Annotated in this window: 11 protein-coding genes; 3 read left to right on the top strand and 8 right to left on the bottom strand. The window is 61.5% G+C overall.

Annotated elements, in window-relative coordinates; genetic code table 11:
• The first annotated feature begins 44 nt into the window (after window positions 1-44).
• Genes GR212_RS32840 through GR212_RS32850 form a run of 3 tightly spaced genes read left to right on the top strand, consistent with a single transcriptional unit; the run spans window position 45 to window position 2,980 of the window.
• Complete coding sequence (locus GR212_RS32840; RefSeq protein WP_163993508.1) at window positions 45-983, top strand: carbohydrate ABC transporter permease; 939 nt, start codon at window positions 45-47, stop codon at window positions 981-983.
• Window positions 983-1,891: a carbohydrate ABC transporter permease gene (locus GR212_RS32845; protein ID WP_163993509.1), complete on the top strand. Its 909-nt coding sequence runs from the start codon at window positions 983-985 to the stop codon at window positions 1,889-1,891. The genes GR212_RS32840 and GR212_RS32845 overlap by 1 nt, the downstream gene beginning before the upstream one ends.
• A gap of 3 nt (window positions 1,892-1,894) precedes the next feature.
• Window positions 1,895-2,980, top strand: a complete 1,086-nt coding sequence (locus GR212_RS32850) for an ABC transporter ATP-binding protein (RefSeq protein ID WP_163993511.1) — start codon at window positions 1,895-1,897, stop codon at window positions 2,978-2,980.
• A gap of 41 nt (window positions 2,981-3,021) precedes the next feature.
• Here the strand turns inward: GR212_RS32850 and GR212_RS32855 are convergent, their stop codons facing one another.
• The 8 genes from GR212_RS32855 to GR212_RS32890 all read right to left on the bottom strand — a co-directional run bounded on the left by GR212_RS32855 (window position 3,022) and on the right by GR212_RS32890 (window position 12,859).
• Window positions 3,022-4,083 (bottom strand): class I SAM-dependent methyltransferase, encoded by a 1,062-nt coding sequence (locus GR212_RS32855; RefSeq protein ID WP_163993513.1) that lies wholly within the window; start codon window positions 4,081-4,083, stop codon window positions 3,022-3,024.
• A gap of 185 nt (window positions 4,084-4,268) precedes the next feature.
• On the bottom strand, window positions 4,269-4,820 hold the full coding sequence (locus tag GR212_RS32860) for a glutathione peroxidase (RefSeq protein WP_163993609.1): 552 nt from the start codon (window positions 4,818-4,820) through the stop codon (window positions 4,269-4,271).
• Between the two features lie 79 nt (window positions 4,821-4,899).
• Window positions 4,900-6,750: an ABC transporter ATP-binding protein gene (locus GR212_RS32865; RefSeq protein ID WP_163993515.1), complete on the bottom strand. Its 1,851-nt coding sequence runs from the start codon at window positions 6,748-6,750 to the stop codon at window positions 4,900-4,902.
• 70 nt (window positions 6,751-6,820) lie between these two features.
• A complete protein-coding gene (locus tag GR212_RS32870) occupies window positions 6,821-8,608 on the bottom strand; it encodes a gamma-glutamyltransferase family protein (RefSeq protein WP_163993517.1) in 1,788 nt (595 codons plus the stop codon).
• Between the two features lie 22 nt (window positions 8,609-8,630).
• Window positions 8,631-9,509, bottom strand: a complete 879-nt coding sequence (locus tag GR212_RS32875) for an ABC transporter permease (protein ID WP_204326861.1) — start codon at window positions 9,507-9,509, stop codon at window positions 8,631-8,633.
• Window positions 9,506-10,453, bottom strand: coding sequence for an ABC transporter permease (locus tag GR212_RS32880; protein WP_163993519.1), 948 nt, complete (start codon window positions 10,451-10,453; stop codon window positions 9,506-9,508). The genes GR212_RS32875 and GR212_RS32880 overlap by 4 nt, the downstream gene beginning before the upstream one ends.
• A 71-nt stretch (window positions 10,454-10,524) precedes the next feature.
• Entirely contained in the window at window positions 10,525-12,033 is a 1,509-nt protein-coding gene (locus GR212_RS32885) for an ABC transporter substrate-binding protein (RefSeq protein WP_163993521.1), read from the bottom strand.
• Between the two features lie 88 nt (window positions 12,034-12,121).
• Window positions 12,122-12,859 (bottom strand): FadR/GntR family transcriptional regulator, encoded by a 738-nt coding sequence (locus tag GR212_RS32890; protein ID WP_163993523.1) that lies wholly within the window; start codon window positions 12,857-12,859, stop codon window positions 12,122-12,124.
• Window positions 12,860-12,960 lie beyond the last annotated feature (101 nt).

Raw genomic sequence — 12,960 nt, forward strand, 5'->3', positions numbered from 1 at the left:
CACTCCTGCCGCCGGCTTCCATGAATGCTGAGAAGGAGCGCGCCATGAGCACCTCAGACACGAGCGCCGCCGCCGTAAAGACGGTTGTCGCGCCTGCGAGCGCAAGCCGCAGGAGGATCCATCTTTCGCCCTATCTGGCCCTGTTCCCGGCTTTCGCCATCGTGCTTCTGGCCTATGTCGTCACCGTCGTCTGGAACATCTGGATATCGTTTACGGACAGCAAGGTGCTGCCGGTCAACATCTTCGTCGGCACGAAACAGTATGAGCGACTGTTTGCGACAGCGCGCTGGCTGATATCACTACAGAATGTCGTGGTCTTCGGCGTGCTGTTCATTGCCGGTTGTCTGATCCTCGGCTTTCTGCTCGCCGTTGCGCTCGACCAGAAGGTCCGCTTCGAAAATACCTTCCGCACGATCTTTCTCTATCCTTTCGCGATGTCGTTCATCGTTACCGGCCTGGTCTGGCAGTGGATCATGAATCCGACGCTCGGCCTGCAGAAGGTTGCAGACAGCATCGGTTTTACGTGGTTCCGCTTCGACTGGATCGTCCAGAGCGATCTCGCCCTCTACGTCATCGTGCTTGCCGGCATCTGGCAATCGACGGGCCTGGTCATGGCAATCATGCTGGCGGGGCTGCGCGGCGTCGATCGCGAATTGTGGAAGGCGACGCGCATCGACGGCATACCGAGCTGGCGGGTCTATCTCCATATCGTCATCCCGATCCTGCGGCCGACCATCATCACCGCCAGCGTGCTTCTGGCGATCGCGGTCGTCAGGGTCTACGAGCTGGTTCTGGCGACGACAGGCGGCGGCCCTGGCATATCGACCGAAGTGCCCGGGAAATTCATCATGGATTACCTTTTCGGGCGCGGCAATATCGCGCTTGCGACGGGAGCATCGACGGTGATGTTCATCACGGTGGTCATCCTGGTGACGCCGTGGCTCTATTATGAATATTTCCGCGAAAAGCCGAGGGGGAACTGATGACGACGCCATCTTCCGTCACTGGTGCCATGCAGGGTCCGACCGGGCGCAAGCCGCAGCATCTGACCCCAGGACGCATCGGCCTTTACCTTTTTCTCGTCGTCGCGGCACTCTTCTTCCTGCTGCCGCTCTATGTGATGCTTGTCACCTCGTTCAAATCCATGCCGGAGATCCGGCAGGGCAATATCTTCGCCTTTCCGCAGATGTGGACGGTGGACCCCTGGGTGCAGGCGTGGAGTACGGCTTGCACCGGGCTTGAATGCGGCGGCATCAGCGTCGGCTTCTGGAATTCGGTGAAGATCCTCATTCCGAGCATGATCCTGTCGATCCTGATCTCGTCGCTGACCGGCTATGCGCTGTCCTTCTGGCGGGTGAAGGGGGCAAACGTGCTCTTTGCCATCCTGTTGCTCGGCGCCTTCATTCCCTATCAGGTATTCATCTATCCGCTGGTCCTGATTTATCGCGATATCGGCATCTATTCGACGCTGCCCTGCATCATCATCACCCATACGGTGTTCGGCCTGCCGGTTCTGACGCTGCTGTTCCGCAACTATTACTCGAGCCTGCCGATGGAGCTGTTCAAGGCGGCGCGCATCGACGGCGCCGGGCTTTGGCAGATCTTTTTCCTGCTGATGATCCCGATGTCGATCCCGATCCTGGTGGTGGCGGCGATCCTGCAGGTGACCGGCATCTGGAACGACTTCCTCTTCGGCGTCGTTTTCGCCGGCCGGGAAAACTTCCCCATGACCGTGCAGCTCAACAACATCGTCAACTCCACCCAGGGCGAAAAGCTCTACAACGTCAACATGGCGGCAACCATTCTCACCGCCCTGGTGCCGCTGATCGTTTACTTCGGCTCGGGTCGCTGGTTCGTGCGCGGCATTACCGCCGGTGCAGTCAAGGGATAGCTCATGGCCAATGTCTCCATTCGCGAACTTGCAATCGATTTCGGCAGCGTCAACGTCCTGAAGTCGCTCAATCTGGAAATACAGTCCGGCGAATTCATCGTGTTGCTCGGCCCCTCCGGCTGCGGCAAGTCGACCTTGCTCAATGCGATCGCCGGGCTTACCGACATCACCGATGGCCAGATCTGGATCGGCGACAAGAATGTCACCTGGGAAGAGCCGAAGGATCGCGGCATCGGCATGGTGTTTCAATCCTACGCGCTCTATCCGACGATGACGGTGGAGGGGAACCTCTCCTTCGGGCTGCGCATCGCCGGCATGGCGAAGGACGAGATTGCCCAGCGCGTCGACCGCGCCGTGCAGATCCTGCAGATCGACCCTTTGCGCAAACGGCGACCGGGTGAATTGTCCGGGGGGCAGCGCCAGCGCGTCGCCATCGGCCGCGCCCTGGTGCGTGACGTCGACGTCTTCCTGTTCGACGAGCCGCTTTCCAACCTTGACGCCAAGCTCAGGACCGAATTGCGCGTCGAGCTCAAGCGTCTGCACAGCGGCCTCGGCTCCACCATGATCTATGTGACGCACGACCAGATCGAGGCGCTGACGCTCGCCGATCGTATCGCGGTCATGAGCGGTGGCGTCATCCAGCAATTCGCCTCGCCGAAGGAAATCTACCGGCGCCCCGTCAATCGCTTCGTCGCAGGCTTCGTCGGCTCGCCCTCGATGAACTTCCTGTCCGGGCAGTTGACGAGCGATGGTGGCGTGCCGGCCTTCGCATTGCCCGACGGCCGCAAGATCGATCTCAACGGCTACGAATTTTCAGGCACGCCCGGCGACGGCCGCAAGGCGACGCTCGGCGTTCGTCCCGAGCAGATGCAGTTCCAGCCCGCGGGCAGCCGCGTTTCGAACCTGCCCGCGACCTTTACCATCGTCGAGCCCATGGGCTCGGACAATCTGATCTGGGGCCAGGTCGGCAAGGAGACGATGTCCGTGCGGATCGATGCCGACGAGGATGTCGCGCTCGATCGGGAGCAGCCGGTCTATTTCCAGCCGGCGTTGGCGTCGTTGTTCGGCGAAGACGGGCAGCGTCTGTAAAACGTCACTTGCGCCGCGTTCGATGGAGCGCGGCGCAATTTTCAAGCCCTGACCTCGAAGACCATGTTGAACGGCGTTTCGGTCGCCTTGCGGAAATGCGAATAACCAGCATCCATGGCAACCTTCCGCAACTTCATCTCGCCTGCCTGTGCGCCCAAGCCCAGGCCGACTTCCTGCGAAAGCGAGGCCGGCGTGCAGATCATCGTCGATGCGCCGTAAAAGACGCGGCCGACCGGATTGAGATTATCCTTCAGGCAGTCATGCGCAAAGGGCTCGACGATCATCCAGGTCCCGTCGTCGGTGAGGCTTTCCTTGACATGTTTACCCGCACCGACCGGATCGCCCATGTCGTGGAGGCAATCGAACATTGCGACAAGATCGTAGCCGGCAGCCGGGAAATCCTTGGCACTTGCCTGCTCGAACGTGATGCGGCCGGCCACACCCGCCTCCTTCGCGGCCGCTTTCGCGCGCTCGATCGAGGGCAGATGATAGTCGAAGCCGAAGAAGGCCGAGTTTGGATAGGCCTGCGCCAACAGGATGGTCGATGCTCCGTGACCACAGCCGACATCGGCGACGGTGGCGCCCGCTTCAAGCTTTTCATGCACACCGTCCAGCGCGGGTATCCATTCCGTAACGAGATGGCTGTTGTAGCCCGGACGGAAAAACCGCTCCGTGCCGCGGAACAGGCAGGCGCTGTGCTCATGCCAGCCAAGGCCGCTGCCGGTCTTGAAGGCGTTGGTGATCTTCGGCTCGTCGAGCCACATGGATTGGACGACTTCGAAGGCTCCGGTGAAGAAGGCCGGGCCGTTTTCCTCCGCAAACACCATTGCCTGTTCGGGCGTCAGATGGAAACGCTCCGTCCCGTCGTCATAGCTCACATAATCGGCCGCCGCCTGAGCCGACAGCCATTCGCGCACATAGCGCTCTTTCACACCGACTTTGTCGGCCAGTTCGGCCGACGTCATCGGTGTTCCGTCCGCCATGGCCCTGAATAGGCCAAGATGATCCCCGAGTGTTACCAACACGCCCGAGACCGCCGCACCGAGATCGCCCACCAGGCGCCCGACCAAGGCATCGAGTTTCTGCATATCAGGTTCGCGCATGACATCCTCCCATCAGAATTGATGCGGCGTTCCGTCGCGATGTATTCGGATGGGGGAAGGATACTCCCGGGCCGGAAGGCGGGCAATTACGTCATCCGGCTGAGCATACCCAGCCGTGCCGTGAAAATGAGTGCAACCTATTGACGCAATTTGCTGTTTTGGAAGTTTGCTGAGTGCTGGGCGCCTTAGCCGGCGCGTGCCAGCTCCTTTTCCAAAACCGACAGCAGGCGTGGATCGTCGGCCGTTACATCAGGCGCAAAACGGGCGGCAACCTTGCCGTCGCGGCCGATCAGGAACTTCTCGAAATTCCAGACGATGCCGCCGTCCTGTCCGGTTTCAAGGCCATGTTTTGCGAGCCGTTCGCGCATCGGGCCGTCTCCGATTGTCTCGACGCCGGAGGCGATAAGGCCGTCATAGAGCGGATGGCGCTCTTCTCCGGTGACGGCGATCTTGGAAAACATCGGGAACTGCACATCGTAGGTAAGCGTGCAGAAGCTCAATATCTCTTCATCGGTGCCCGGCTCCTGCCCCTTGAAATCGTTGGCGGGGAAGCCGGCAATGACGAGACCATCGTCGCGCTTGTCCTCATAGAGCTTTTCCAGCCCCTCGTACTGCACCGTCAGGCCGCATTTGGACGCGACGTTAACGACCATGATGACCTTGCCGCTGTAGTCGGCAAGCGTCGTCTCGCTGCCGTCGATCCTATTGACCGGAATATCGAGAACGCTGTCGGTCATTTCATTCAACTCCAGATGAGGTGGAAACAGGATGCCGATATTTGCCTGGATTTCGATATCGTCAAGGCCGGAAACCGGCTCAGGCGACTTCTTCCATCCGGACCAGATGGCCATTGGACACTTCGCGATACTGTCGGCGCGGCGTGATGTAGCCGACGGGCCGTACCGCGCTCTTCAACTCGTCGACGGCAAGGTTGCGTCTGATGCCGCGCCGGGACGGGTCAGGCACCGGCACGGCTGCCATCAGCTTCCTGGTATAGGGATGCTGCGGATTTTCGAACACCGACGCGCGCGGGCCGATTTCGACGATTTCGCCGAGATACATCACCGCGACGCGATGGCTGACGCGCTCGACCACGGCCATGTCATGCGAGATGAAGAGGTAGGAGAGATTGAGGCTTTGCTGCAGATCCATGAGGAGATTGCAGACCTGAGCCTTGATGGACACATCGAGCGCAGAGACGCTCTCGTCGGCGACGATCACCTTCGGATCAAGCGCGAGCGCACGGGCAATGCAGATACGCTGGCGCTGGCCGCCCGAGAATTCGTGCGGATAGCGGCTCATCATATCCGCCTTCAGGCCAACGCGCTCCAAGAGGTCCGCGGCTTTCTCGCGTGCCTCGCCGCGCGAGCCGAGACGATGCTCGATGAAGGGTTCTGCCACGGCCGCCCCGATCGTCATGCGCGGATTGAGGCTGGCAAACGGGTCCTGGAAGATCATCTGGATGCTGCGGCGCATCCGGCGCAACTCGACCGCATTGAGCTTCATGACGTCATAGCCATCGAGGCGGATTTCGCCCGACCGGGGGTCGATCAGCCGCATGATGGACCGGCCCGTCGTCGACTTGCCGCAACCGGATTCGCCGACCAGCGACAAGGTTTCCCCCTGAGACAGAGCAAAGGAAACGTTTTCGACCGCATGGATGGCGCCGGTCGGCCGACCGAGCAGCCCGCCGCGAAGATCGAAGCGAGCGACAAGATTTTTAACCTCCAGCACCGGCGTCTTGCCGTGATCGACGGTATCCGCCAGCGGTTTCGGTTCACTGCGTTCGCCGGTATGGATATCGACGCTCGGAAAGCGTAGCGGCTGCGGCTGATCCTTCATCGAACCGAGCCGTGGCACCGCCGACAGCAGCGCACGGGTATAGGGGTGCCGGCCGCGATGAAAAATATCGTCGGTCCTGCCGGTCTCCACGGCCTCGCCGCGATACATGACGATGGTGCGATCGGAAATTTCCGCGACAACGCCCATGTCATGGGTGATGAAGAGGACGGACATGCCTTCCTCTTCCTGCAACACCTTGATGAGATCGAGGATCTGTCCCTGGATGGTCACATCGAGCGCGGTCGTCGGCTCGTCGGCGATCAGCAGTTTCGGGCGGCTGGCAAGCGCCATGGCGATCATCACGCGCTGGCGCATGCCGCCGGAAAACTGGTGCGGATATTCGTCGAAGCGCGAGGATGCGTTGGGGATGCGCACCTTTTCCAGCAGGCGGATCGTTTCCGCCTTCGCGTCGACCCTGGAAAGATTGCCATGGCAGGTCAACGCCTCGGAAATCTGCCGGCCGATGGTGAAGATCGGATTGAGTGATGTCATCGGCTCCTGGAAGATCATCGCGATATCCTTGCCGCGTACCCTGCGCATTTCAGCCTCCGGCAAGGAGAGGAGGTCGCGGCCGTTGAGCCCGATCGAACCCTCGATGCGGCTGCTGGCTCTCGCAAGCAGCCGCATGATCGACAGCGATGTTACGCTTTTTCCGGAGCCGCTCTCGCCGACGATGGCGACCGTTTCCCCCGGCATGACGTCGAAGGAGATGTCCTTGACGACCGAGCGCCACTCACCATCGACGAGAAACGAGGTGGTCAGATGGGAAACGGAAAGGACAGGCTGCCTGTTCGGGTCGATCGTCTGCGCGGCGTTGGTCGTCATCGGTTCCCTTTACATGATTTTGCGCATTGCTCGGACATCGCTGAGCGCCTTTGATGGTTGCTGGGGGGCTCTACCTCCCTATGGCATAGGCCTGCATCAGACGCGGGGTTGCAGCGGCGCGCAAAAGGCCCGATGCATCGTGCCGCGCGGCGGTCAGCCGGCCGACGGTCCATTCCGGCGCGACGGTCAGCTGATGGCCCTTCCTGCGGAGCGCTTCGAGCACATCTTCGCCGAAATTCGCCTCCGCCGTCAGGCCGCCGGGCTCGCGGGTGCGCGGATAGAACGAGCTCGGGAAATGCGTGCTGTGGAACAACGGCTTGTCGATCGCTTCCTGCAGGTTGAGGCCGTGATGGACATAGCGCAGGAAGAAGGAAAGCTGCCATTGCTCCTGCTGATCGCCGCCGGGCGTGCCGAAAGCGAGCGTCGGGCGCCCTTCATGCAGCGCCAGCGTCGGGGTAAGCGTCGTGCGCGGTCGCTTGCCGGGCGCAAGCGAGGAAGGCAGTCCGGGTTGCAGCCAGAACATCTGGGCGCGGGAATTCAGGCAGAAACCGAGGCCGGGCACGATGGGGGAGGATTGAAGCCAGCCGCCGGAAGGCGTCACCGACACCATGTTGCCCTCGCGGTCGATGACGTCGATATGCACGGTATCGCCGCGCTTCTCGGTGAGATGCGACATTGTCGGCTCATAGACCGCTCCGCTCTTGGCTTCCGGCGCCTCGAGCATCTTCATGGTGAGATCGTACTGGTCCTCGAAGCCGGGCACTTTGCCTGGGCGCAGAGCGAGGGAGGCTTCCAGCGATATCAGCCTGCGGCGTTCGGCGGCGTAGGCGTCCGAGAGCAAGGTGTCGAGCGGCACGGTCGTAAAATTCGGATCGCCATAATAGACCTCGCGATCGGCGAAGGCGAGTTTCATGGCTTCGGTGACGGTATGGACGAAGTCGGTCCCGGCCGGATCCATGCCGGCGAGATCGAAGCCCTTGAGCAGCGACAGCGTCTGCAGGAACACGGGTCCCTGACCCCACGGGCCGATCTTGGCGACGGTCCAGTCGTGATAATCATAGGTCTGAGGCGCCTCGATAGTGGCCTGCCAGTTGGCCATGTCATCGGCAGTCAGCACCCCCTTGTGGCGCTCGCCGCTCGCATCCATGACGGCTGTCTTGCTGGCATAGCTGTCGATCGCTTCCGCCACAAAGCCGCGATAGTAGGCATCTCGCGCAGCTTCGATCTGCGCTTCGCGGTCGCTCTTGCTTTCCGCCTCGGCGACGACACGCTTCCAGGTTTCGGCGAGCACGGGGTTCCTGAAGTTGGACCAGGGTTCCGGGACGGTCCCGCCGGGAAGCCAGGTCTCGTAGGAGGTCGGCCATTCCTTGCGGTAGAAATCGGCAAGCCCGGCGATGGTGGCCGAGACGCGCGGCAGGACGGGGTGCCCGCTTTCGGCATAGTGGATCGCCGGTTCGAGAACGTCGCGGACGGTCAGCCGGCCGTAGTCGCGCAGCATCAGCATCCATCCGTCGAAGGCTCCGGGGATGACGGTGGCCAGCAGGCCGTCGCCGGGGATCAGCTTCAGCCCTTCGTTCGTATAGTGCTCGATCGTCGCACCGGCCGGCGCCGGTCCCTGGGCGCAGATGACCTCGACCTTGTTCTTCTTCTTCGAATAGAGGATGGCCGGCATATCGCCGCCGGGGCCGCAGAGATGCGGCTCGACGATCTGCAGCACGAAGCCGGTCGCCACGGCCGCGTCGAAGGCATTGCCGCCTTTTTCAAGGATGCTCATGCCGACGGCCGACGCGATCCAGTGCGTCGAGGTGACGACGCCGAAGGTGCCGAGGATTTCGGGGCGGGTGGTGAATGCGGTCATTGCGGGCATCCTTTCAGTTTATTCATGCTTCGCGCGGGTCGAGCGCATCGCGCAGGCCATCGCCGAGGAGGTTGAAGCCGATCACGACGAGAAAAATGGCGGCACCTGGCCACATGGCCATCCAGGGCGCCTGTTCGAGATAATTCTTGGCGACATTGAGCATCGAGCCCCAGCTCGGGGCGGGAGGCTGCTGTCCGAGGCCGAGGAAGGAGAGGCTCGCTTCCGCAATGATCGCGGTTGCGATGGTGAGCGTGGCCTGTACCAGGATGGGTGCAAAGACGTTCGGCAGGATGTAGCGGGTGATGATGCTGAAGTGGCGCAGCCCGATCGACCGGGCACCTTCCACATACTCTTCTGTCTTGACCGCCAGCACCTGGCCGCGCGTCAGCCGCACGAAGACCGGCGTCGCCGAAAGCCCGATGGCGATCATGGCATTCGTGAGGCTCGGCCCGAGGAAGGCGGCAAGGGCAATGGCGGTGATCAGGAACGGCATCGCCAGGAAGGCTTCGGTAATGCGCGAGATGATCTGGTCGATCCAGCCGCCGTAATAGCCGGAAATCAGGCCAAACGGCACGCCGATCGCGACCGCGATGGCGACCGAGAAGATGCCGGCCATCAGCGATGCCTGCGCCCCCCAGATCATGCGAGACAGGATGTCCCTGCCGAGATCATCGGTGCCGAGCCAATGCGCGGCTGATGGCGCCTTGCGGATCGCCGACCAGCTCGTGGCGACCGGATCCGGGATCGGCAGGAGCGGCGCCAGTGCGGCGAGAGCCGTAAAGAAGAGGATGATGGCGAGCCCGACCAATGCCCCCTTGTTGGCCCTGAGCTTCCGCCAGGCGCGACTGGGCGCGCGTTTGGCCGAAGTGCCTGCTGCGGTCGCCTGGACGATCATGCTCATAGGGCTGCCCTCATGCGCGGATTGAGGAGGACGTAAAGAATATCGGCAATGAGGTTCATGGCGATGAAGCCGATAGCCGTGCAGAGCACGACCCCCTGGACCACCGCATAATCCCGGTTGAAGACCGCATCGACGATGAGCTTGCCAAAGCCCGGAATGGTAAAGATCTGCTCGGTCAGCACCGCGCCGGCCAGAAGCTCGCCGAAGAGCAGGGCACTGACGGTGACGACGGGCAGGATGGCGTTGCGAAAGCTATGCTGCAGGACGACGGCTGTTTCCGGAAGGCCCTTGGCGCGGGCCGTGCGGATGTAATCGGCACTGAGCACGCTCAGCATGGAAGAGCGGGTATGACGCATCAGCGTCGCGGCAAGCGCGTTGCCGAGGACGAAGGACGGCATCAGCATGGTCTGGATCGAGCGCCAGGGGTCCTCGAAGAACGGCTGGTATCCGGAGGCCGGCAACCAGTGCAGCTTCACCGAGACCAGCAGGATCAGCATGATGCCGAGCCAGAAGTTCGGCACGGACAGGCCGCACAGGGCGACGATGTTGGCCAGAAAATCGATGATGGTGTTCTTCTTTACCGCCGCCAATATGCCCATGGGAATGCCGATCGCGAAAGCGAAGATCATCGACATGACGGCCAACTGGATCGTCACCGGCAGCTTTTCGGCAACGAGCGTAAGAACAGGCTGATTGGTGCGCAGCGAGACGCCGAGATCACCCTTGGCGACTCCCTGCAGCCAGTAGCCATATTGATAGATGACGGGATCGTTCAGGCGATATTTCTCGCGAAGCAGCTCGAGAACCTGCGGGTCGCGCTCCTCGCCGGCCATGGCCAGAACAGGGTCGCCGGGCAGAAGCTTTTGCAGCGAGAAAACGAAGATCGAAATGATCAGCAGCGTCGGTATGGCGACCAGTAGCCTCTTTCCGATATAGCTATACATGGGCAGATCCTCGGCGCGGTGTCGAATACCGGAAGAGCCATGCGGGAGGGAGCCCGCATGGCGTTGCTAGCTCAGCCGCTCTTCTTCACGCCGACAAGACGGATCATGCCGTCAGGCGAGGGCACGAAGCCGGAGACTTTCTTGTTGTAGGCCCAGATCCAGGCCTGGTGCCCGAGAAAGATGATCGGCAGGTCCTCGTTCAGGATCGTCTCGGCGGCATCGTATTTCTGCTTGCGCACGGCATTGTCCTGCGACTGGCGGGCCTCGAGCAGCAACTTGTCGACGTCGGGATTGCTATATTTGGAATCGTTGAGGCCGGCGCCGGTCGTGACGAACTGCTGGATATTGCCGTCGGGATCGGAACGTCCGGACCAGTCGGAGCGGCTGAGCTGGTAGTTGCCGCTCGACTGCGCGTCGAGCAGCGTCGCGAACTCGGTTGTTTTCAGCGTCACGTCAAAGCCGGCTTCGGCGACCATCGACTGGATGATCTGCATCATCTGCATGGAAACGGGATTGTTGGCGACGGCAAGCTCGACCGGAATGCGATCGAATCCGGCTTCCTTGATCAGCGCCTTGGCCTTGTCGACGTCGCGGGCCGGCACGGGAACATCCTTGTCGAACCAGGGGCTGTTGGGCGCAAACGGCTGGTTGCCGGCAAGTCCGGTGCCGTCGAAGACGATTTGCATGGCGGCCTCACGGTCGATCGCTAGCGAGAATGCCTGACGCAGACGCTTGTCCTTGCCCATCGGATTGTCGGCGCGCGGACCGTTGCCGATATTGGCATAGACGCCGAGCCAGCCGGTGCCGACGGCATCCGCGTAGACGAGATTGGAATCGCTCTTGACCGTGCCCGCATCGGATGCGGCCACGCGCTCGATCATGTCGAGGTCGCCGGAGCGCAGATTTGCCAGGCGAACCGTCGTATCGGGAATCGGCAGGTAGGTGACCTTGTCGATGAAGATGTTGTCCTTGTTCCAGTAATCCTGGAATTTCTCCAGCACGATGCGGTCCTGCTGCACGCGCTCGACGAATTTGAACGGACCGGAGCAGACGGGATGATCGCCGAATTTCGCGCCGGCAGCCTTTGCCGCGGTCGGCGAAACCATCATGCCGGAGCGGTCGGAAAGCTGGGCAAGCAGCGTGACGTCTGGTGCCTTCAAGGTAAACGTCACCTGATATTCGCCTGATGCCTCGACCTTCTCGACGGAGGAAAGCTCGCTCTTGCGGCGCGATTCCGGCAGGGTCTGATAGCGCTGGATGTTGTCGACGACCGCTTGCGCGTTGAACGGCGTCTCGTCCTGGAATTTCACGCCCTGGCGCAGTTCCATGATGAGCTGCTTGCCGTCAGAGGACCATTTCCAGGATGTGGCAAGCTGAGGCACGAACTGCAGGTCCGGCGTCACGTCGACGAGCTTGTCGCAGAGCGCGGTATAGACGATGCGACCGACGAAGGTGCGTGATTGCGCCGGATCCAGCGCGTCGGCATCGTCCTGCAGGCCGATCTTGAGTTCGACGGCAAAAGCCGGCAGCGCGATCACGGCGCCGGCGGCAAGCGATGTCAGGAATCGGGCGATCTTCATTTCGTTCTCCTGTTTATGGTTGTCGTTCACCCGCGTCTTCGACCGTCTTCCTCTCCGGTCGTTATCCGTCGCGGTGTCGTGCCGATGCTCAGCCCGCCTCCCCGGTCAATCGCAGCTGCGGGTTTTGCGCGTCGAGGGACGTGATGCGGACCAGGCTTTCCTGAAGCATCAGAAGGTGTTCGCGCATGGCTTCGGCCGCCTTCATGGGATTGCGCGCAGCAATCGCATCGATGATCGCCATATGCTGGGCGTAAGAGACGGGGCGCGTCTTGTTGATGCTGCGGGCCAATTCGCGAATGGTTTGCCATGCTTCGTCCTGACGGACATGATTGATCACGTCGAAAATGGTCAGAAAGAACTGGTTGCCGGCGCTCTGCGCAATCAGCCGGTGCAGCGCGCCGTCCCAAAGTTCGCGGCTGTCGGCATCGTCGCTGGCGGTGATCTTCTTCGCCAGCTCATACATGCGGTCGATGTCGTCGGGCTTGGCGCGCATGGCGGCGAGCTGCGCCAGTTGCGGTTCGATACGCAGCCGGACCTCCATGACCTCCATCAGATCCGTATCGGCGACAAGGGTGCTGACATGCTGGCTCCACTCGTCCGGCCGCTGTCCGACATAGGTTCCGGAGCCCTGACGCCGCCAGACGCGGCCTTCCGCTTCCAGCACCTCCAGCGCGCGTCGGATCGCGCGTCGGCTGACGCCCAGCGTCTCCGAGAGGGCTCGTTCTGTCGGAAGCTTTCCGTCCGCCGGCAGATCGGCGGAGTTCAGAAGCCCCCGAAGCCTTTCCAGGGCATGAACCGAATTCTCCGGAAGGCTGCTGGTTGCCATGGCGAGGGATGAACCAATTTGGAATTGGTTCAATAGAAATTCAACTCAACTTCATCGTCAAGCTCTTTTTTGAGCAATTCGAGCAATGCACAATGTTTGTG

The organism is Martinezella lusitana, from assembly GCF_010668395.1.
In the GTDB taxonomy this organism is placed as follows: domain Bacteria; phylum Pseudomonadota; class Alphaproteobacteria; order Rhizobiales; family Rhizobiaceae; genus Rhizobium; species Rhizobium lusitanum_A.

Coding starts and splice junctions, on each gene's coding strand:
- GR212_RS32840 (WP_163993508.1), top strand. CDS start 45: ATGAGCACCTCAGACACGAGCGCCGCCGCCGTAAAGACGGTTGTCGCG.
- GR212_RS32845 (WP_163993509.1), top strand. CDS start 983: ATGACGACGCCATCTTCCGTCACTGGTGCCATGCAGGGTCCGACCGGG.
- GR212_RS32850 (WP_163993511.1), top strand. CDS start 1,895: ATGGCCAATGTCTCCATTCGCGAACTTGCAATCGATTTCGGCAGCGTC.
- GR212_RS32855 (WP_163993513.1), bottom strand. CDS start 4,083: ATGCGCGAACCTGATATGCAGAAACTCGATGCCTTGGTCGGGCGCCTG.
- GR212_RS32860 (WP_163993609.1), bottom strand. CDS start 4,820: ATGACCGACAGCGTTCTCGATATTCCGGTCAATAGGATCGACGGCAGC.
- GR212_RS32865 (WP_163993515.1), bottom strand. CDS start 6,750: ATGACGACCAACGCCGCGCAGACGATCGACCCGAACAGGCAGCCTGTC.
- GR212_RS32870 (WP_163993517.1), bottom strand. CDS start 8,608: ATGACCGCATTCACCACCCGCCCCGAAATCCTCGGCACCTTCGGCGTC.
- GR212_RS32875 (WP_204326861.1), bottom strand. CDS start 9,509: ATGAGCATGATCGTCCAGGCGACCGCAGCAGGCACTTCGGCCAAACGC.
- GR212_RS32880 (WP_163993519.1), bottom strand. CDS start 10,453: ATGTATAGCTATATCGGAAAGAGGCTACTGGTCGCCATACCGACGCTG.
- GR212_RS32885 (WP_163993521.1), bottom strand. CDS start 12,033: ATGAAGATCGCCCGATTCCTGACATCGCTTGCCGCCGGCGCCGTGATC.
- GR212_RS32890 (WP_163993523.1), bottom strand. CDS start 12,859: ATGGCAACCAGCAGCCTTCCGGAGAATTCGGTTCATGCCCTGGAAAGG.